Origin of the sequence: Arthrobacter sp. A5, from assembly GCF_051131705.1 — a bacterium.
GTDB lineage: Bacteria > Actinomycetota > Actinomycetes > Actinomycetales > Micrococcaceae > Arthrobacter_M.
This window is the reverse complement of sequence record NZ_CP180316.1, coordinates 2,158,660-2,178,935: the sequence shown is the minus strand read 5'-3', so window position 1 is coordinate 2,178,935 and position 20,276 is coordinate 2,158,660. Positions and strand designations below refer to the sequence as shown.

Here is a 20,276-nt window from a genome sequence, read left to right as displayed (position 1 = left end):
TTAGAGTCTATCCGGTTTCCCCCGCCGCCCCGGGGACGGCGCCCCTTGGCCGGCGCCCGGAAGCGGATAGCCCGCCAAGGCGCGGGCGAGCCAGTCCCCGGAGGCTTTGCGCAGCTCCTCCGGTTCGAGGACCTGCCCGCCTCCGCCCAGTCGTGCCATCAGCGCGGGGACCGTTTGGGCCCGGCCCACCGTGATCCGCACCGCGGTACGCCCGTCCGGCAGTGCCGCACGAGCGCGGGCACCGTACGCATCCGCCACCCAGCGGGCATCCGGATCCAGGGCAAGCACGACCTTCAGATCGCCGGCCTCGGGCATAAACACTCCCGGCGACGACATCCGTGCCGGGCCCTTCGACTCCAGCTGCAGTTCCCGGACCGGGGCGGTTCCGGGGGCAGCCACCGCGGTCCGGATACCGTCCATCCGGAAATTGCGCATGCCTTCGGACAGCGTGCACCACGCCTCGACGTACCAGAGAGAGTCGAGGGAGTAGATCCGCATTGGCTCGATCACGCGCTCCGTGACGTCGTCGCGGCCGCGGACCAAATAGGTGATCCGCACCCGCCCCCTGCCCATGACCGCCCGCTGCAGGATAGAGAGCGTTTCCAGTGAGGTCTCCGGAGCTATCCTGGCCTCTACGACGTCGGCCATCCATGCGTCCGGACCGGCTACCCTGCGGACGCTGTCCAGCACCTCCCGCAGCGTCTCCTTGCCCGCCTCGTCCGGGAGCGACTGTAGGGACTCGAGCCCGACCAGCAGCGCACAGGCCTCCTCCTGGGTCAGGCGCAGGGGCTTGGCCAGTTCATCCGCATCACGAATGAAGACGACGCCCTCGTCCCACTGGACGTCGATGAGCTCCCCGTGCTGGTAGCCGGGGAGGCCGCAGACGGAAAGCAAGGCCAGATCCTCGTCCAGCTGTTTACGGCTGATGCCGAATTCCTCGGCCACCGTTGCGGCCTCAATTCCGGAATTCTGGACCAAGTAGGGCACCAGATCCAGCAGCCGCCGCAGCCGGTCTTCGCCGGGCGGCTTGTGCCGGACCGGGGTCGCAGGTATGGAAAAGTCCACCGTCGGCAGCGGCGCCCCGGCCGCGGTTGCCGCACCGCTAAGACGGCGTACCACCGCATCCCGCAGCGCGGCAGGAGCAAGCACCACCACAGCAGGGCCCATCGAGGCCAGATCATCCGCCAGCAGTTCCGGTTCACGGTAGGGCACGGTGAGCGTGTCCCAGCCCGGGCGGGGCGCCGGAACGGCTCCGCTGGCCAGTTCCCGCAGCAGCTGGCCTCGTCCGGCCGGAACCTCAAGAACCGCTTCGCTCTGCGGGCCGGTGCCCAGGGAGTCAAGGGCCTCCGCATTGTCATAATCCACCGGCGGGGCGAACCCAGCGCCCGGGTCGATGGTGACGTCAGAGGCAATCCTGGACAGCCGGTAGAGGCGCTGCTCTCCCCTGCTGACGTCGCGACCGCTCAGATACCACTGACCGTACCTATTGCCCAGCCCCCATGGTTCGACGTGCCGCGGCCCGGCAGCAACATCCTGGGACTTACGATAAGAGAAGCTGACCCGCCGATGATGTAGCAAGGCATCCCACAAGGCATCAAAAGCGGGCTCCTTGGTGCGGATACGCGACTCCATGGCCGGCCCGGCGCCGGCGGCTTCCGTCCCGGCGACCGTCTCCAGCTTTCGCAGGGCGCGCGCCGCCGCCGACCCCAGCGAAGCCTGCTCCCAGACGCGCGCAGCCAACGAGAGCACCGCCAGGCCTTCGGGTTTCAGCCGGATCTCCGGCAACCGGTAGTCCTCGGGCCGGATCAGGTACTTCCAGGAATTCTCGTCCTCGGCATAAGGATCCCGCACGGCACTGATGGGAATGCCGAGGCGTTTGAGGTGCACCTTGTCGCGTTCAAACATCCGGCCGAAGGCTTCGTCGGAGACCTTCGGGTCATAGCCCTGGATCCGGGTGCGGAGAAACTCACGGCTCCGCCCGTATTGGGAGCCGAGCAGCGCTATGACCAGGTTCATCAGGCGTTCAGTGGAAGAAGCAGACACAATCGCCAGAGTACTAGAGATGATGGTCCGACCCGTCCAAGCCTGGCAGGGAGAACGGACACGATCCGGCAGTTCATGAAAGAACGGTGTCCGGGATGTCCCGGACACCGTTCTTCTGGTGCCTTTACTCAGGCGCGCAGGCCGACCAGGTCAACCACAAAGATCAGCGCTTCGTTCGGTCCGATGGCCCCGCCCGCACCGCGCTCGCCGTAGGCAAGGTCGGAGGGGATTTCCAGGCGACGGCGGCCGCCAACCTTCATGCCCAGCAGGCCCTGGTCCCAGCCCTGGATAACCTGGCCCACGCCGACCTTAAAATCGAGCGGGGCGCCGCGGCCCCACGACGAGTCAAACTCCTCACCGGTGGAAAAGGCGACACCGACATAGTGTGCCGAAACGGTGTTGCCAGCCTCCGCCTCCGGACCGGAACCGTCAATCAGGTCCACGATCAGCAGATCCGTGGGGACCCCGTGATCCGGAAAATCAATTTCCGGCTTCTGCCGGTCGTACTCGCGCTGTCCAAACGACATGGTGCTCCTCAAGGTGAATGGTAAATTGAACTTTTTGTCCTGCGGACCGGGTTACTGAATACCGAGGATGTCGACGACGAACACGAGGTCGCCGTCGGGCTGACCGGCGGTAGGTGTCGGGTAGCCCAGGGCCTTGGGGATGACCAGCAGCACGCGTGATCCGACGGTCTTGCCGGTCAGGCCCTGCGTCCAGCCCTGGATGACCCCGCTGAGCGAGAAAGTGGCCGTCTTGCCGCGGGCAAAGCTGGAATCGAAGGTTTTGCCATCCTTGTAGGTGACGCCAACATAGTTGGCTACGATGGTGTCGGTAGCCTTGACTGCCGGGCCCTTGCCCTTGATCAAATCCTGCGAGACCAGTGTCGTCGATGCCGGCGTGGCAGGAATGGTGATCTGCGGAACGCCCTTGTCATCATCCTTGACCGTCGGCAGTCCGTCCGGAGGAGTGACCGTGTCCCCTTCGGGCTTGGCGAGCGGCTTGGCAACGTCTTTGGCCGATTCAATGTGGTAGACAACCAGCTGCGCAGGGGCGGCAGGTTGCGCCGGTGCGGCGGTGCTGCCCGCAACGGCCGGTGTCCCAGGGACCCCGTAAGCGATGTCCGAGCCAACCTTGGCACCGACAAAGGTTGCGTAGATCAGCGGGTACTGCTGCTGGAACTTGGCGTCGACCACGTACGACTGGCCAGAGGCTTCGGCGTACGTATCGCCCAAGGCCGTGCCGTCGTCGGCGTTGAAGGCCGCTAACCGCAGGATCATGGCCTGACCATCGGCCACCTTGGCGCCGTCGCCCTCGGAGACCACCTTAATTGACTCGGTGGCGATTTTCAGCGGTTTCGCGAAGTCGACGGTGGGGGCCTTGCCATCGGCACCCTTGGTCACCTTGACCGAGTCAAGAGCTTCGGCATGGGCGGGCGGAACGCTGACGGTGGACGACGACGACGCCGTGTCCGTGGAGCTGGCGGCGCCGCAGCCCGTCAGCAGCAGCAGCGCGGGGAGAAGTATTGCAAGAATTCGGCGCACAGAAACACTTTCGTCGATGTCAGTGGGGGGCCGAGGCGCAGCTAAGCGCACCGGACCGCGTCCAGCTTAGCCTCCGTGCCTGTGAATTGCCCTTTGGAACCCGGCCGCTTAGTCAATGGACCTGACCAAGGCATCGACCCGCTCGTCGGAATTGGCGAAGGGGTCCTTGCACAGCACCGTTTGGTGCGAGCGGTCGTTGAGCTTCAGGTGCACCCAATCGACGGTGTAATCCCGCCCCGCTTCCTGCGCCTTGCGGACAAAATCGCCGCGCAGCTTGGCACGGGTGCTCTGCGGCGGAGTGTCCACCGCAGACTTCACCTCGGCCTCGGTCACCACGCGGGCCGCCGACCCGCGGGCACGGAGGATGTTGAACAGGCCCCGGGTGGGCGAAATGTCATGGTATGTCAGATCCAGCTGTGCCACCCGCGGCGAGTTCAATTCCAGGCCGTTGCGGGCCCGGTAGCCGTCCAGCAGCTTTTTCTTAATGGCCCAATCGATCTCGGTGTCGATGCTGCGGTAATCCTCGGATTCGATGGCATCCAGCGTCCGCCCCCACAGGTCCATAATCCGGGGGACATACTCGTTGTGTGCGCCCTCCCGGGCGACAAAGGCGGTGACGGCAGCGAAAAACTCCCGCTGGACCGCCAGCGCCGAAATCTCGCGTCCGCTGGCCATCTTTATCGGCTGACGCCCGGTGAGGTCATGGGAGATCTCACGGATGCTGCGGATGGGGTTCTCCATCCGCATGTCTCGCATGATGACTCCCTTCTCCACCATCCGCAGAATCAGATCCACCGTGCCCACCTTCAGCAGGGCGGTCGTCTCGGACATATTGGAGTCCCCCACGATCACGTGCAGCCGCCGGTAAAACTCCGCGTCTGCATGCGGCTCATCCCTGGTGTTGATGATGGGGCGCGAACGTGTTGTGGCCGACGACACGCCCTCCCAGATGTGATCGGCCCGCTGGGAAAAGGCATAAGCGGCGCCGCTTTGGGTGGGCAGCACCTTGCCGGCCCCGGCGATCAACTGCCGGGTGACCAGAAACGGAATCAGAATCTCGGCCAAACGCGTGAATTCGCCGCGCCGCGGGATCAGATAATTTTCATGGCTGCCGTAGGAATTCCCGGCAGAATCCGTGTTGTTCTTGAAGAGGAAGACCTTGCCGTTAAAGCCTTCCTGCTGCAATCTGTTCTGGGCTTCCTGCACCAGGTCGTCGAGAATCAGCGTGCCGGCCTGGTCCTGGGCGATCAACTCGGCAATGTCATCGCACTCGGCCGTGGCGTATTCCGGGTGGGAACCGACATCCAGATACAGCCGGGAGCCATTGGTGAGGAAAACATTGGAGGATCTGCCCCAGCTGACGACCTTGCGGAACAGGTAGCGCGCCACCTCTTCCGGCGACAGCGGTCGGGAATCCGGACTTGAATACGCAATGCCGAACTCGGTTTCGATCCCAAAGATCCGCTTATCCATGCTCAGCGCACCGCCTTTCCCTCGAGAATGTCCGCCACGTCCTGTTGGCGGAGCCGGCGGAAGGCGCGCCGCACGCCCAGGTTGGTTTCCGACTCCCGATCCAGTACCGCAACCTCCAGGTTCCCGGCCCCCGGTCCCTGAGCCGCGTCCGGGGTCCTGGCCGAGGCCAGCGCGTCAACAGCGAGCCGGATGGAATCGGCAAAGCCAGCGACCGCGTTCCATCCGGTGGCCACGGCATCCTGGACGGCGTCGGCCTGACCACCCATCGCCACAAACCCATAGGCGTCGGCGATTGAACCGTCAAAAGTCAGCCGGTACAGATGATCCAGTTCCTGGCTGCGGCCCACCTCGGCCACCGCCAGCTCCACCTCAAAAGGTTTCTGTTCGGCGGTGAAAACGGCCCCCAGGCTCTGGGCGTAAACGCTGGCCAGTCCCCTGGCGGTCACATCCTCACGGTCGTAGGAGTACCCCCGGACGTCCGCGTAACGCACCCCAGCCTGCCGCAGGCTTTCAAATTCGTTGTACTTGCCGACGGCAGCGAAGGCTATCTTGTCGTAGATTTCGCCGATCTTATGCAGCGACGGCGAGGGATTCTCGGCGACCAGTGCGATCCCGTCGGCGCAGCTGATGACCACGACCGAGCGTCCGCGGGCAATCCCCTTGCGGGCAAAATCGGCCCGGTCCTTCATCATTTGTTCCGGTGACACATAGAACTGTTGCGTCATTTTAGGCCTCCCGTGCCTGTGCGGTCCGAGTGGCGACGACGATCTCCACCGTCGCCCCGAGTTCACGTTCGCTCACCTTGCGGGCCCCGGCTCGCGTGACGGTGTACACGATCGGCCACAACCGCCGGACGATGTCGGGGCCACCGGTGGCGGAATCATCGTCGGAGGCATCGTAGAGTGATTCCACCGCGACCCGCACCGCATCAGATTCGCCCAGATTCGGTTTCCAGAGTTTCTTCAGCGCCCCGCGGGCAAAGACAGACCCGGAGCCGACGCTGTGATGCTCCAGTTCCTCGTACCGGCCGCCGGTCACGTCGTAGGAAAACAACCGTCCAATGGAGCGGCCGGTATCAAAGCCGGCAAAGAGCGGAATGACGGCCAAACCCTGCAGCGCCATGGGCAGGTTTGCCCGGATCATCGCTCCCAGCCGGTTGGCCTTGCCATCGAGGCTCAGCAGCGTTCCCTCGATCTTCTCGTAGTGTTCAAGCTCCACTTGAAACAGCCGGGTGATGTCGATCGCTATGCCGGCGGTGCCCGCTATTCCGAGCACCGAATACTGGTCAGCCGGGAAGACCTTCTCGATGTGCCGGCTCGCGATCATGGTGCCCATGGTGGCCCTGCGGTCCCCGGCCATCAACACGCCGCCGGCAAACGAGAGCGCCACGATGGTGGTCGCGTGCGGTAGGGGCGGCAGGGAACCTGTCGGGAGCGTCCTGCCATAAGGGAGCAGATCGGGGCGCGATTGGGCCAAATGTTCGCTGAAGGACGACGTCGCCGCTGCGGCTACGCGCCCGGCCGTGGACTCATGTGCCAGATTGCCCATGCGGTTGTCCTACTGCCCGCCCTTTTGGACGAAGCCGCGGACAAATTCTTCGGCATTGGATTCAAGCACGCCATCGATTTCATCCAGCAGATCGTCCAGGCCCTCGGTGGCGGCAGAGGTCTGCGCACCCGCCGGCGGAGCCGGCGCCTCGGGAGCCTCGTCCTCCTCAGTGCGACCCGTTGTGTTCTTTTGTTCCTGACCGGCCATCGTGATCCCCTTTCAACTGTTCGTCCTTCTCTCATCCTGCCACGAACTGTCCACGCCACGGGTGTGTGCCGGGTCCCGGGTTTCCCGAGGCTGGATTTCCGCGCCGTTTCCTGCGTAGCCGTATTCCTGCGCCGCTGCGCATTACCGGGGCAGGCCGAGCAGCTCGGCCAGGAAGTCCGCGGCGTCCCGGTGCCGATCGAACAGTCCGCTTGTCAATGCGCGGGTCCCGCGCAAAGGCTCCCGGGTCGGCACGCGCTGCAGACGGCGCTGGCCGGGCAGCTCGAAGATCACCGAATCCCAGCTGGCACCGATGATGTTCGCGCCATAGCGTTGGATGCACTGGCCCCGGAAATAGGCTCTCGTGTCTTCGGGCGGCTGCGCGACGGCGCGGGTGATGTCTGCCTCCGGCACCAGTCGGTCCAGCCGACCTCGGGACAGCAGGCGATAATAGAGTCCCTTTTCGGGGCGGACATCAGACCACTGCAGGTCAATCAGCCCCAGCCGCGGGTCGTCCCACTCCAGCGAGTCCCTGTCGCGGTACTGCTGGAGCAAAGACAGCTTGGCCGCCCACTCCACCGATCGCGAAGCCGCCGACGGGCCTGCCCCGAGCTGGGTGAGGACGCTCTCCCAGCGCTGCAGCACTTGGTCCGTATGGCCGTCGCCGCAGGGCCCTGCGGCTCCGGTCTGCGCCGTATGTCGCTGCGCCGCCTCAAGATACATCCATTGGATGTCCAGGGCCGTGACGCGGCGCCCCTCGGACAGCCCGATCAAGGCGCTCATCCCGGTGTCATGGCTGACCTGGCGCAGCGACTCCACCGGCCGCTGGACCTTGAGATCGGGTGCCGTGCCGTGCTCGATCATGTCCAGCACCAGCGCCGTGGTGCCAAATTTCAGGAAATTTGAGATTTGGCTGAGATTTGCGTCTCCGATGATCACATGCAGCCGACGGTATTTCTCCGCCGTCGCATGCGGTTCGTCACGCGTGTTGATAATAGGCCGGCGGATCGTGGTTTCGAGGCCCACCTCCGCCTCAAAAAAGTCCGCTCGCTGGCTTAGCTGGAATCCCTTGCCGGTTCCGTCCTGCCCCAGTCCGACGCGCCCGGCGCCGCAGATCAGCGCACGGGTGACAAAGAACGGTGTGAGCCCGGAAACGATATGGCCGAACGGCACCGCCCGCGGCATCAGATAGTTTTCGTGGCTGCCATAGGAGACGGACTTATTGTCCGTATTGTTTTTATACAGGTTCACCGCGGGCAACCCTGGGGTTCCAGCGATCTGCCGCACCGCAGCCAGGGCAACCAGGTCCCCTGCCGCGTCCCAGACCACGGCATCACGCGGGTTGGTCACCTCCGGACTGGAATACTCCGGATGCGCGTGGTCCACGTAGAGCCGGGCACCGTTGCCAAGGACCATGTTCATCATCAGCGGGCCGGTGTTGCCCGCACCGTCCTGATCCGGATCCGGCTCACCATTTTCCAAAGCAATCTGGGCGGCCGTCAACTCCTCCGGCTGGTCCGTGAGCTGGGACGGATGTGCCTGCTGCCGCGGTACCGACCAGCCGCGCGCATCCGCCAACGGATCCTCATCGGTATAATCCCAGCGCGCTTCGCTGCCGCCCGCCGCACGCTCACCGGTCAGCAGGGCATAAGCATGCACGACCTGGCTGGAGAGCCAGGTCGCGTTGCTCCCGGGCGCTCCGGGCGCGTGGATACCATATTCGGTCTCCGCGCCCATCACCCGGACAGCGGTCACAGATACTGCCCGGTGTTGGACATGGTCTCGAGCGTCTTGCCGGGCTCCTGGCCAGCCTTACCCTGCACAATGGTGCGGATGTAGGTTATCCGCTCGCCCTTCTTGCCGGAAATTCTTGCCCAGTCATCCGGGTTGGTGGTGTTCGGCATGTCCTCGTGCTCACGGAACTCATCGACCACCGCGCGGAGCAGATGGTCGATCCGGATGCCCCGCTCCCCCGTGGTCAGCAGGTCCTTGATGGCGTACTTTTTGGCCCGGTCCACCACATTCTGAATTACGGCTCCGGAGTTGAAATCCTTGAAATAGAGCATCTCAGTGTCGCCATTGGCGTACGTCACTTCGAGATACTCATTGGACTTTTCGGTGGAGTACATCGCCTCCACCGTGCGCTGAATCATGGCCTCCACGGTTGCCTGCCGGTCCCCACCATTGGCGGCCACGTCATTGGCGTGGAAGGGCAAATCAACCGTGACATATTTGGCAAAAATATCCGCCGCGGCTTCAACATCCGGCCGCTGAATCTTGACCTTGACGTCCAGCCGTCCCGGCCGCAGGATCGCGGGATCGATCATGTCCTCGCGGTTGGACGCACCGATGACGATGACGTTGTCCAGCCGTTCCACTCCATCGATCTCACTGAGCAGCTGCGGCACGATAGTGGTCTCCACATCCGAGGAGATGCCTGTCCCCCGGGTGCGGAAGAGAGAATCCATCTCGTCAAAGAAGACGACGACTGCACTGCCGTCGGAGGCCTTTTCGCGGGCCCGGCTGAAGATCATCCGGATCTGCCGCTCGGTCTCCCCGACATACTTGTCGAGCAGCTCGGGTCCCTTGATATTGAGGAAATAGCTCTTTTGGTCCTTTGACCCGGAACGCTCCGCCGCCCTGGCCGCCAACGAGTTGGCCACGGCCTTAGCGATCAGCGTCTTTCCGCAGCCTGGAGGGCCGTAGAGCAGAATCCCCTTCGGTGGCTTTAGACCGTGTTCGCGGTACAGGCCCGGATGCAGGAACGGAAGTTCCACCGCGTCACGGATCTGCTCGATCTGCGGCCCCAGCCCGCCGATGTCCTGGTACGAAATGTCCGGCACCTCCTCGAGGATCAGATTCTCCACCTCGGAACGGGGAACCTTCTCTAGCGCGTAGCCCGTCCGCGTGTCGACTGACAGTGCGTCCCCCACACGCAGCTTCAGGCTCTGTAAAGCGCCGGAAAGCCGGATCACGCGCTCGTCATCGGACCTTCCGATCACCAGCGCACGGTCTGTACCCAAAAGTTCCTTGATCGTCACCAGCTCTCCGACCCGGTCAAAGCCCAGCGCCGCCACCACTGTCAGCGACTCATTGAGCAGCACCTCCTGACCGACGCTGAGTGAACGGACATTCACCAGGGGGCTCAGGCTCACGCGCATCTTCCGGCCGGAGTTGAACACGTCAACGCTCTCCTCCGTCTGGGCAACGCCGGTAGCACCTGCGACGGAGTGCCGGCGAGCGTTGATCTGCAGCAGCGTCCCGAAACTGAACGGAGCCTGGCCGTCCTTTTCCAGCGCGCTCCTGAGCTTGACGATCTCGGCCTTAGCGGTTTCGAGCATCGTGACCAGACGCGAGTTGTTCGCCGTAGCCGCAGCCAGCTGCCGGTCCACATTGCGCAGCTTATCCCGAAGCAGGTTAAGCTGACGCTCCACCGCCTGCTGTGCCTGCAGATCCGGAGTCTGAGGAGTATCTGCATTCATCGGTTCGCCCACGGTGGTCAAATCCTTCCGTTAGGAGGCAACGCCTCTTCCCTGGCTTGCCATCGGTTCTTGTCTAAGACCCTAGCGTTCTTTACTGATTTCAACGGCACTGGTCTCGACGTCGTGATGGTATTCCACGCCCTCCCCGTTCTCAACGTCCGGCGGCACGGAAGTGTTTCCCGGCATTCCGGGCACCGGAACCGTGGAGGTCGCCTCACGGGCGGCACGGCGTAGTTTCTTGTCCGAGACGGCCCGCTCTCCAACGTTCGCAGGAGTCCAGGCGTTCAGGTCTTCCGCACTGAACTCGGTCTTGGAGGGCCGCCGCTTAGGCGTCAGCCCCGTAACGCCATCGGCCAGCCTACGGGTAATCAGCAGGAATCCGGTATGAGCGACCATGCGATGGTCGGGACGGACGGCCAGGCCCTCCAGATGCCAGCCGCGGACCATGGACTCCCATGCGTCCGGCTCGGTGAAGCGGCCATCGGCACGGATGGCCTCCGCCGTACGGGACAACTGTGTCACAGTGGCCACATAGTTGATCCAGACTCCGCCAGGAGCCAGCACCGTAGCCACCGCGTCGACGCATTCCCAGGGCGCCAGCATGTCCAGCACCACGCGGTCGACGCTGCCGGCTGCTTCCTGCCGGACCACCTCATCCTGGAAATCGCCCAACGAGATCTTCCAGGCCGGGTGTGAACCGCCGAATATGGTTTCCACGTTCCCGCGGGCGATATCGGCAAATTCTTCCCGGCGTTCGAAGGAGTGCAGGTAACCGCCGTCGCCGACTGCGCGCAGCAGCGAGATGGACAGTGCGCCGGAACCGACACCGGCTTCGACCACACGAGCGCCAGGGTAAATATCCGCCATCGTAATGATCTGCCCGGCATCCTTGGGATAGACAACGGCTGCGCCGCGCGGCATCGACAGCACGAAATCCGAGAGCAGTGGGCGCAAGGTCTGGTAGAGCTGGCCGACGTTGTTCGTCACCACTGAGCCCTCGGGCATGCCGATCACCGCATCGTGATTAAGGAAGCCCTTATGCGTGTGATAGGCCGACCCCTCGGTGAGTGTGATGGTATTCATCCGGCCGCGCTCGTCCGTCAGCTGCACCCGCTCACCGGCTCTGAAGGGCCCGCGCCTGGCCGCGGCACCATGCGGTTCTGCCCCGACGCCGGGGGCCGGCTTGGCGTGGATCTGGCTCATACTCAAGGTCCTTACTGATGAAAGTTAAGTGAACAATTCCTGTGCGTCGACGGAGGCCGGAAGACCGTCGTCCAACCGGCCGCTGCTTCAGCGAAGACCCGCAGCCCGCCCCGCGGTCAGCCGTTGCCGGCCGCCATCCCCGGGCCAGCCAATTCCGCCCGGCGACCCCCGGTCCAGCCGACTCCGCCGGGCCGCCCCGCGCTTCAGCGGATGCCACCACCCCGCCGGCGCGTCGGCCCCTCCGGCTGTCAGCTGGTCAACTGCTCAGCCGTGGGTCGGGTTTGCCGGTAATGGCAGCGACCACCACGGCCTGGCTGAGCACCCCCGTCACCTGACCGCGCTGATCGATCACAGCGTATTCGCTGCCGGCCAGCTGAGCCAGATACTGGACCAGTTCCTGTCCCGAGGCCGACTGCGGCACATACGCACCGGCAGCAAGATTTCTGGCCACCGCCGTGGCCGGCGTGTTAACTGCAACGGCACCGGGAACACTGCCCAGCACGTTTTGGTCCACGATCGCCGATGGCCTGCCGTCGGGCGTACACAGCACAATGGAAAGCCCAGGATTTGACCCGCCCACGGCGAGCACCTGCGCCACGGAGGACCCGTCCGGCATGCCGACAGCCCTGTCGCTGAGCCGGCCGGCGCTGATCTCCGGCAGCCGCAGCCGCATCCGGGCATTGCTGATCGCAGCGGTGGCGCCCAGCCAGAGGAAACCGGCAATGAACACCGTAACCAAAATGTTGGTGCTGCTCGGCTGGCCACCGTTGAGCAACGGTAACCCAACGACGGCGAGGACCAGCAGGACCACGATGATCCGACCGGCCCAGCCCGCCGCGACTGTTCCCTTTTCCTGGCTTCCGGTTGCCTTCCAGACAATCGACTCAACCAACCGGCCGCCGTCGAGCGGTAAACCGGGCAGCACATTGAACGCGCCGATCAGCAGATTGGCCCACACGAAGATGTTGACCAGCGTGCTCAGCACTGCCGCCTGCAGGGTCTGCGGTACGGCAAGGTTATTGAGCAGCAGCCAGCCCAGCCCGGCCAGCGCGATGTTGGCCGCCGGTCCGGCAAACGCCACCAACAGCGAACGTCCCGGAGTGGCAGTGAAATTCTCAAACTGGGTGTGGCCGCCCCAGAGGTTCAGCACGATCTTCTGCGTTGGCCAGTGATACACCTTTGCCATCAGCGCGTGTGCAAGCTCGTGGACCAGTACCGAGAACAGCAGCAGCAGGGCGTAAATGAAAGCCACACCGTAGGCGCCCGCGCCCAAGCCGGGATAGCCCTGGGCCAGCTGGGGGCCGAAGAGGAACACGGTAACCGCCGCAATCAAAAACCAGGAGTAGGCCAGGACGATCGGGATGCCCGCAATCCTGCCCATCGGAATCCCCTCGCGCACTATCCTCGCACCGGTCGCGGGCGTACTCACTCTGCGCTACCGGTGGCTGCGGTACCGACGGGCGCGGAAGCGGCGGCGACCCCGGCTGCGGGGATCAATCCGGCGGCGAGTTGGACAGCCCGGTCGCCGACCAATCCACGCAGGTCTTCCACGCTACGTCCGGCCAACGACGTCCAGGTGGTACGGCCCGCATCCTCGGGCAGCGGCACCGAGTGGGGAATCGCCAGCGTCACCACGCCCGAAGCCTGCGCGGAGGCGACGCCGGGTATGGAGTCCTCCAGCGCCAGGCACTCGTGGATACTCAGCTGCGGATCCAGCACCCGCAACCTCTGCACCGCGGTCAGATAAGGTTCCGGATGCGGCTTACCGTGTGTGACTGCGTCACCGGTGACCATGAATTCGAAATACTCCTGCGGCAAACCAGTAACAATTTCAGCCGCCAGCGGGCCCTCGCTCATCGTCACCAACGCACAGCGCACGCCGGCTTCGAAGAGTCCATGCAGCAGTTCCCGCGCACCCGGCCGCCATGGAATTTCCTGCCGCACCTGCCGGATCACCTCGGCGGTCAAATGATCGATGATTTCACGGATCTCCATCCGGACGCCGGCCTGCTGGAGCACGCCGGCAGAGTGCACCAACGACTGCCCTACCATGCCCATGGCCTGTTCCTGGCTCCATGTACCACCATGGGCATGGACCAGAGCAAATTCCGCGCTGATCCAGTACGGCTCCGTATCCACCAAGGTGCCGTCCATGTCCCAGAGCGCAGCCTTGAGGGTGGCCGTCCGAGGCCTCTGCCCGGCATCGCCGGGCACCCCCGAATCTCTGGACTGAACGCTGGAAACCGCCGAAGAATGCATGGATCCAGTCTACGGGGCGCCACGGGAAGCCAGTGGCGTCTATGCTCAGCGCGAATGTGCATCCGACCCCAGCCGCCTGGAGCGCCGCTAAGCTCTTAGCCGTAATTGGTGCCCGTCAAGTCCCCGCCGTCGTAGGGTGGAGGCGTGATGAGTTACGACGAAGGCGCCACGTCTCCCGTGAGCCGGCTGATCGAGTCCGTGCCCGACGGCGAACGGGTCACTGTCATGCTCGCGGCATTCGAAGGCTGGAATGACGCAGGCGAAGCCGCCAGTGACTGCCTCAAGTACCTGCACCGGCTGTGGGGCGCCAAAAAAGTCGCCACGCTCAACCCGGATGAGTACTACGACTTTCAGTTCACCCGGCCCGCCGTGAGACGCAACGCCGCCGGAGCGCGCAAAATCAAGTGGCCCACCACGAAGCTCACGAAGGCCTCGGTGCCGGGATCAAATGTGGACGTCGTGTTTGTGCACGGCATCGAACCGTCGTACCGGTGGCGCGCCTACACGGCCGAGCTGCTGGCACATGCCGCCGGACTGAATGTGAATTATGTCGTGCTGGTCGGTGCCCTGCTGGCGGATGTACCGCACAGCCGGCCGATCCCCGTGACCACCACCAGCGACGACGACGAGCTGCGGACCCGCTTGAATCTTGAATCCTCACAGTATGAAGGCCCGATTGGCATTGTCGGAGTGCTGGCCGAATTGGCCCTGCTCGCGGGGCTGCCCACGGTGTCGCTATGGGCCGCCGTCCCGCACTACGTCGCGCAGGCGCCATCACCGAAGGCGCAGCTGGCCCTGCTGAACCAGATCGAGGACTTGCTGCAGATTACCTTTGACACGCAGGAAATGGCAGAGGAATCCCAGGCTTGGGAACGGGGGGTCGACGAGCTTGCCACAGAGGACCCGGAAATCGCCGCCTACGTCCGGCAACTGGAGGAGGCAAAGGACACCGCGGAACTGCCCGAGGCCAGCGGGGAATCCATCGCCCGCGAATTCGAGCGTTACCTCAAACGACGCGGCAAGGACATGCCTTAAGGCTGGACGACGACGCCGAGCAGCGCCTCGAGCGCGTCCGTAACGACCGCGGAATCCAACCCGGAATGCCGGTCAGCGAGTCGCGTTCCGGAGGCAGGCTGAGCGGCCGCCCACCTATCCACGACCGCCAGTGCCCGTGGAGCATCCAGATCAGCGGCCAGCGCCGCCCGCACCCCGGAAACCAGCGCAGCTGCGGACCCGGGGCGTGTATCAACCAGTGCCTGCCTCCAGCGCAGCAGCCGTTCCTTTGCCTCCGCCAGGACCCCGTCCGTCCAGCACCAGTCGCTGCGGTAATGATGGGCCAGGATCGCCAGCCGGATGGCAACAGGGTCAACACCGCCGGCCCGCAGCTTGGAGACCAGGACGAGATTCCCCTTTGACTTGCTCATTTTCTCACCGTCCAGCCCCACCATTCCGGTATGCACGTAGTGCCGCGCCATCTCAATACCGCTCAGGGCATAGGCATGCCCCGCTCCCATCTCATGGTGCGGAAAGACCAAATCGGAACCGCCGCCCTGGACCGTAAACGGAACGGGCAGAAAACGCTGGGCAATGACCGTGCATTCGATGTGCCAGCCGGGGCGCCCCGCGCCGAGGGTCGCACCACTCCAGCACGGCTCGCCCTCGCGGGCCACGCGCCACAGCAACGGATCCAGCGCATTACGCTTGCCTGCCCGGTCGGGGTCTCCCCCGCGCTCGGCAAAAACGGGCAACATCTCCTGCGGCGTCAGCCCGCTGACCTGCCCAAGCCACCATGCGCCGTCGTCGGCTGCCCTAACGGCAACCGCTCCGCCCTCACGGGTCCCGCCGACAGCAACCGAGCCGCCGTCATGAGTGCCGCCCGCGGGCGGCGTGGAAGCCGCATCGACGGAGAAGTAGATATCTCCGGAAGGCTCCCCATCCGACCCTGGCACGGAGTAGGCCAAGCCCGCTGCCACGAGCCGTTCAACCTGCGGAACAATCCACTCAATGGATTCCACGGCGCCGATGTAATGTTCCGGTGCGAGAACGTTGAGCGCTTCCATGTCCGCCCGGAACAGATCCGTCTGTTCGACGGCCAACTCGCGCCAATCCACGCCGTCGCGGACCGCACGCTCCAGCAGCGGATCGTCCACATCCGTCACATTCTGAACGTAGCTGACACTTTGGCCGGCGTCACGCCAGGCACGGTTCAGCAGATCGAACGCAACGTAGGTGGCTGCATGGCCAATGTGCGTCGCATCGTAGGGAGTGATGCCACAAACGTACATGCTGGCCGAATCCTGGACGGGCAGCGGACGGACCGCTCCTGAACTGGTTTCGTGCAGACTAAGGGCGGCCATCGATCCGGCGAGCTGGGGAACGGGACGGGAATTCCAAGACTTCACCGCTTTAGCCTACTGGCCGGGAGTGATCACGCCGAACCCGAGCAGCACGAACAGCAAAAGACCCAGGGCGATCCGGTACCAGACAAAGATCCGGAAGCTTCTGGTTGAGATGTATTTCAGGAACCAGCCAATAATCAGATATCCCACCGCAAACGCGATGACGGTGGCCAAGGCCGTTTCACCAACCCCGAATGGCCCCTGCGCGCCCTCGTGCTTGGCGAAGATCCTATACAACTCGTAGAGACCGCTGCCAAAGACAGCGGGAATGGCGAGCAGGAATGAGTACCGGGCGGCCGCTTCCCGGGTGTAACCCATCAGCAGGCCGGCCGTGATGGTTCCGCCGGAACGGGACACGCCGGGAATCAGCGCCAACGCCTGGGCGAAGCCGAATAGGATGCCGTGTTTCACGCTCAGATCCTTCAGGTCGCGTTCCTGTTTCGCGACCGCGTCCGCAACCGCCAGGATCAGGCCGAAAACGATCAACGTCGTCGCCACGATCCACAGATTCCGCAGCGATGATTCAATCGCGTTCTGGAACAGAATGCCCAGGACCACGATTGGCACGGTTCCGACAATCACCAGCCAGCCCATCCGCGCATCCGGGTTGTCCCGCGGCACCCGACCCCGCAAGGCGCCGAACCACGCCTTGATGATCCGGACTATGTCCCTCCAGAAAAACACGATCACGGCGGTCTCGGTGCCTAATTGGCTCACCGCGGTAAATGCGGCACCCGGATCGGTACCGGTCGGCAGGAACTTCCCGACGACAAACAGATGCGCGCTTGAGGAGATGGGAAGGAATTCGGTCAGGCCCTGTACCAGGCCGAGGAAGGCAGCTTCAAACCAGTTCACCTTCCGACCTTAAGGCACAAATCGCGAGGTCCCTGCCGCAACGCCCGTAACGCACGAAACATTGTCTTTCCGGCACGTAAGCTGGCGTTATGCAGCAACGATACGTAGGCACCAGCGGACTGCGTGTTTCCGCCGTGGCCCTCGGCACCATGTCCTGGGGAACGGACACTGACGAGGAAACCGCGCGCGACCAGCTCCGTGCCTACACCGCTGCCGGCGGCACCACCATCGACACGTCAGTCACCTACGGCGAAGGTCGAAGCGAAGCAATCCTGGGCGCGATGGTCGGCGACGTAGTAGCCCGCAGCGAGGTTGTTTTGGTCTCGAAGGCCGGAATTACCCGGCGCAACGGAAAACGGATGGTGGACACCTCCCGGCGGGCGATGCTCACAGCCCTGGATTCATCGCTGGCCCGGCTCAGCACCGACCATCTGGACCTGTGGCTGGCGCACGCCTGGGACGATAACGTCCCGCTGGAGGAAACTCTCAGCGCCTTGGATTACGCCGTGACATCCGGTCGGGTCCGCTACGCCGGAGTCTCCAACTACAGCGGCTGGCAACTCGCCCGCGCTGCTACGTTATCCCGAACGCCGCTGGTCGCTAATCAGGTGGAATATTCGCTGCTGCAACGAGGTGCCGAAGCGGAAGTGACGCCTGCTGCGGAACATCTGGGCATCGGCCTGCTGTGCTGGGCACCGCTGGGACGGGGCGCACTGACCGGGAAATACCGGGGCCAGATCCCGGCCGATTCCAGGGGCGGGAACGATGCGCTGGCCGGGTATGTCCAGCCTTATCTTTCAGGGCTTCCCGCCCGGGTCACGGAGGCGGCTGTTACCGCTGCCAAGGGCCTCGACCGGCAACCCCTGGACGTAGCACTCAGCTGGCTGCTGAGCCGCCCCGCCGTCTCGGGAACCGTGGTCGGGGCCCGCACGGCAGGGCAGCTTAAGCAGATCCTCGATGCGACCCTGGAGCCCTTACCCGAGCAGATTGAAGCGGTTCTCGACGAAATCTCCACCCCGGCCCGTTAGTCCCGGCTCCTTAGTCCCGGCCCGGCAGTCCGGAGCCACCCGACACGACGGGCCCGCTCGTGCAATTCCGGCCCGGCAGTCCCGACATGGCAGGCCGGACCCTGATGCCGCCTACCAGCCGACATTGGAGTTTCCAGAAATCCTCCAGCGGTGCTTCTAGAACGGCGGTTCGATTTCGGGCGGAGGAGTCTCATCGGGCGACGTCGACTCGGCCCCGAGTTCCCGGCCGGCCAGAGGCTTCTCCCTCGGGATGGACTTTGCGGGAAGCCGCGAAACCATACGACCGGGTCGTTCTGACACAGGGGCGCCAGGAATATCGGGCATGGCTGCGTGTGGTGGTTGGTTGTTGGGTGGGGCGGTGAGTTGTGGTGGGTAGTGGTTCGGTGGTGGTGGTGGGTAGTGCCGTCCGGCTGGTGAGGTCCATGCGGTTTGTCCGGTTTCGGTCATGACGGGTGTCCAGCCGCGGATCCGGAGGTTTGGTGGCGGGTCGCCGACGCTGGTTTCCCGTCGGGGGAGGTACCGTCGGGGGTTTTGAAGGCGCCTCTGCGTTTGCCGTGGCGGTCTTTGCCGTCCTTGAAGTGTTTGATCAGGTGGTGCTTCTTGCATTCATCGGTGAGCTCGTCCGCGGATGTCCCTCCGCCGTGTTCCTTCGCAGTGAGGTGGTCGAGTTGGGTGTCGGCGGTGTGTTACGCGTCGCTGTGGATGAGGAGCCGGAGGAGGCCGGGGGCTTCGGCGGTGAGTCTGCGGGCGAGGTCCGCGGGGATCGGGCCGTAGCCTTCGAGTTCGGCCGGTTCGTCGGTCAGGCCCATCAGCGCGAACACGGGGACGGTGACCAGGATCTGGGCCTGCGGGGAAGGACACCCGCCGGGAGCGCCGGCACCGGGGCCATCACCCTCGACGTCAACACCGACGTCGCTGTCACTGTCACTGTCACTGTCACCGGCACTGTCACCGGCACTGTCGCTGTCGCCGTCGCTGGCCCTGTCGCTGGTTCCGGTGCCAGGCGTCCCGCCGCCTGGTCTGGTGGTGGTGTTCAGGAGCCAGCCGGCACTGATGTCGACGCGCAGTTGTGTCAGGGTTCTTGGTTCGGTGGGGCCTTGGGCCGCGCGGGCGGCTTTCGAGGCCCGGTTCCAGATGCCCTGGGCGGTGTCGGCGGGCAGGTACGCGCTCAGGTATGACATGCCGTCGCGGTCCGGGGAGAGCTCGAGGCGGCGTTTGGTCACCGCGTCCCGGTGTCAGGTGATCATGGTTCCGGGGTGTTCGCGTTCGCGCCACCGTCGGGCCTTGGTCCGGAGTTTGGCCACGGTCAGGCCCGGGGCGGCGGCGAGCAGCCGGGCCTCAAAGTCCCTGGCCACGGCCGGGGGGATCGCCGGGTCGATGGCGGCGTTCGGGGAGCCTACCTCGTCGATGATGACCTGCGCGTGCCGGTAGGACACGTCCACGGTGGTGAGGGCCTGCAGGGTGTTGGGCCGGTCGTGGACCAGGATCATGCTTTCGTGCAGCAAGGTGCTCGCGGTCATTTCGGGGATCGTCAGAGCGCAGGCGAGTTCGGCGGTCATGGACGCGGCGGCGATGTCCCGCTGCCAGGAGTCCAGTCCCAGGCCGGCGCTGATCCGGGCTCTGACCGCGGCGAGGCTGTTCAACCTCGCGGGCTTTCCCGGCCGTGACCCGGGCCTCCAGACGCGCCCACTGGGTCAGGGCGTCGACGGTGTTGTCGTAGATGGTCTCCAAACCGGTGAGCCAGTCATCGGCTGCCGTGACCACGGCCGTGAACAGAGGGTCCAGGGCCGGTAACACGGGCTCGGGCCGCCGCGGGCGGTCCGCCTTCCAAACCGGAACCACCGGCCCGGGCACGCCAGACGCAGGCACGCCAGACGCGGGCGCGGCGGATGCAGGCGCGGCGGTTCGGTTCCCTCAGATGTGTTCCCCGCCGCAGATGTTATGTCCGCTCCCGGCCCGTCCAGGGCCTCCGGGATGTTCTGGACCTGCCGGGACGCCAGGATGCGGCGGATACGGCTCGAACGCCACGCTCACCGGCAGGACCACGGCGGCGAGCAGCGCCGCCGTCGAAGGCAGAGCCTTCGACAGCTCTGCTCCTGACCCGCCCGGTGTGCCCGGTGCTCCTGTAAAACCGTTCATACCCCAACACTGCCACCGGCCACCGACATAATTGGTCGCCCTATATCAGCAGGCGGGCGGCGGTGATATCCACCGGAATGACGCCGAGGCGGCCGTGCG

18 protein-coding genes are annotated in these 20,276 nt (G+C 64.6%); 2 read left to right on the top strand and 16 right to left on the bottom strand.

The genetic code is table 11. The annotated features are described in order from the left end of the window. The 12 genes from ACLLJI_RS10165 to ACLLJI_RS10110 all read right to left on the bottom strand — a co-directional run bounded on the left by ACLLJI_RS10165 (position 1) and on the right by ACLLJI_RS10110 (position 13,756). A complete protein-coding gene (locus ACLLJI_RS10165; protein ID WP_434611976.1) occupies positions 1 to 2,016 on the bottom strand; it encodes a helix-turn-helix transcriptional regulator in 2,016 nt (671 codons plus the stop codon). 155 nt (positions 2,017 to 2,171) lie between these two features. Continuing rightward, on the bottom strand, positions 2,172 to 2,570 hold the full coding sequence (locus ACLLJI_RS10160; RefSeq protein ID WP_283560618.1) for an FKBP-type peptidyl-prolyl cis-trans isomerase: 399 nt from the start codon (positions 2,568 to 2,570) through the stop codon (positions 2,172 to 2,174). A 51-nt stretch (positions 2,571 to 2,621) separates the two neighbouring features. Beyond that, positions 2,622 to 3,587 (bottom strand): FKBP-type peptidyl-prolyl cis-trans isomerase, encoded by a 966-nt coding sequence (locus ACLLJI_RS10155; protein ID WP_434611973.1) that lies wholly within the window; start codon positions 3,585 to 3,587, stop codon positions 2,622 to 2,624. A gap of 108 nt (positions 3,588 to 3,695) precedes the next feature. Continuing rightward, positions 3,696 to 5,060: a Pup--protein ligase gene (pafA, locus tag ACLLJI_RS10150; RefSeq protein WP_283560616.1), complete on the bottom strand. Its 1,365-nt coding sequence runs from the start codon at positions 5,058 to 5,060 to the stop codon at positions 3,696 to 3,698. Between the two features lie 2 nt (positions 5,061 to 5,062). Continuing rightward, entirely contained in the window at positions 5,063 to 5,785 is a 723-nt protein-coding gene (gene prcA / locus ACLLJI_RS10145; RefSeq protein ID WP_283560615.1) for a proteasome subunit alpha, read from the bottom strand. Between the two features lies 1 nt (position 5,786). Beyond that, on the bottom strand, positions 5,787 to 6,608 hold the full coding sequence (gene prcB, locus ACLLJI_RS10140) for a proteasome subunit beta (RefSeq protein WP_283560614.1): 822 nt from the start codon (positions 6,606 to 6,608) through the stop codon (positions 5,787 to 5,789). 9 nt (positions 6,609 to 6,617) lie between these two features. Then, entirely contained in the window at positions 6,618 to 6,815 is a 198-nt protein-coding gene (locus ACLLJI_RS10135) for a ubiquitin-like protein Pup (protein WP_283560613.1), read from the bottom strand. A 141-nt stretch (positions 6,816 to 6,956) separates the two neighbouring features. Then, positions 6,957 to 8,549, bottom strand: a complete 1,593-nt coding sequence (gene dop / locus ACLLJI_RS10130) for a depupylase/deamidase Dop (protein ID WP_434621401.1) — start codon at positions 8,547 to 8,549, stop codon at positions 6,957 to 6,959. A 14-nt stretch (positions 8,550 to 8,563) separates the two neighbouring features. Continuing rightward, positions 8,564 to 10,294 carry a proteasome ATPase gene (gene arc / locus ACLLJI_RS10125; protein ID WP_434621398.1) on the bottom strand — a complete coding sequence of 577 codons (1,731 nt, stop codon included), beginning with the start codon at positions 10,292 to 10,294 and terminating at the stop codon, positions 8,564 to 8,566. Positions 10,295 to 10,375: 81 nt separating this feature from the next. Continuing rightward, entirely contained in the window at positions 10,376 to 11,497 is a 1,122-nt protein-coding gene (locus tag ACLLJI_RS10120) for a tRNA (adenine-N1)-methyltransferase (protein WP_434621022.1), read from the bottom strand. A gap of 256 nt (positions 11,498 to 11,753) precedes the next feature. Continuing rightward, positions 11,754 to 12,926 (bottom strand): site-2 protease family protein, encoded by a 1,173-nt coding sequence (locus ACLLJI_RS10115; RefSeq protein WP_434621019.1) that lies wholly within the window; start codon positions 12,924 to 12,926, stop codon positions 11,754 to 11,756. After that, on the bottom strand, positions 12,923 to 13,756 hold the full coding sequence (locus ACLLJI_RS10110) for an HAD family hydrolase (protein ID WP_434621016.1): 834 nt from the start codon (positions 13,754 to 13,756) through the stop codon (positions 12,923 to 12,925). Before ACLLJI_RS10110 ends, ACLLJI_RS10115 begins: the two co-directional genes overlap by 4 nt. 147 nt (positions 13,757 to 13,903) lie before the next feature. Here ACLLJI_RS10110 and ACLLJI_RS10105 point away from each other — a divergent pair, with 147 nt between their 5' ends. After that, entirely contained in the window at positions 13,904 to 14,791 is an 888-nt protein-coding gene (locus ACLLJI_RS10105; RefSeq protein WP_283560609.1) for a PAC2 family protein, read from the top strand. On the opposite strand, the gene mshC is transcribed toward ACLLJI_RS10105, so the two are convergent. Beyond that, positions 14,788 to 16,158, bottom strand: coding sequence for a cysteine--1-D-myo-inosityl 2-amino-2-deoxy-alpha-D-glucopyranoside ligase (mshC, locus tag ACLLJI_RS10100; RefSeq protein ID WP_434621011.1), 1,371 nt, complete (start codon positions 16,156 to 16,158; stop codon positions 14,788 to 14,790). The two genes, ACLLJI_RS10105 and mshC, sit on opposite strands and share 4 nt — an antisense overlap. A gap of 9 nt (positions 16,159 to 16,167) precedes the next feature. Continuing rightward, the gene (locus ACLLJI_RS10095; RefSeq protein WP_434621008.1) at positions 16,168 to 17,010 is read right to left on the bottom strand and encodes an undecaprenyl-diphosphate phosphatase; all 843 of its coding nucleotides are present in this window, start codon (positions 17,008 to 17,010) and stop codon (positions 16,168 to 16,170) included. Between the two features lie 89 nt (positions 17,011 to 17,099). Between ACLLJI_RS10095 and ACLLJI_RS10090 the strand changes: the two genes are divergently transcribed. Next, positions 17,100 to 18,038 carry an aldo/keto reductase gene (locus ACLLJI_RS10090; protein WP_434621005.1) on the top strand — a complete coding sequence of 313 codons (939 nt, stop codon included), beginning with the start codon at positions 17,100 to 17,102 and terminating at the stop codon, positions 18,036 to 18,038. Positions 18,039 to 18,724: 686 nt separating this feature from the next. On the opposite strand, the gene ACLLJI_RS10085 is transcribed toward ACLLJI_RS10090, so the two are convergent. Continuing rightward, a complete protein-coding gene (locus tag ACLLJI_RS10085; protein WP_434621002.1) occupies positions 18,725 to 19,261 on the bottom strand; it encodes a hypothetical protein in 537 nt (178 codons plus the stop codon). A gap of 12 nt (positions 19,262 to 19,273) precedes the next feature. Beyond that, complete coding sequence (locus tag ACLLJI_RS10080; RefSeq protein WP_434620999.1) at positions 19,274 to 19,681, bottom strand: DUF222 domain-containing protein; 408 nt, start codon at positions 19,679 to 19,681, stop codon at positions 19,274 to 19,276. Positions 19,682 to 20,276: the final 595 nt, after the last annotated feature.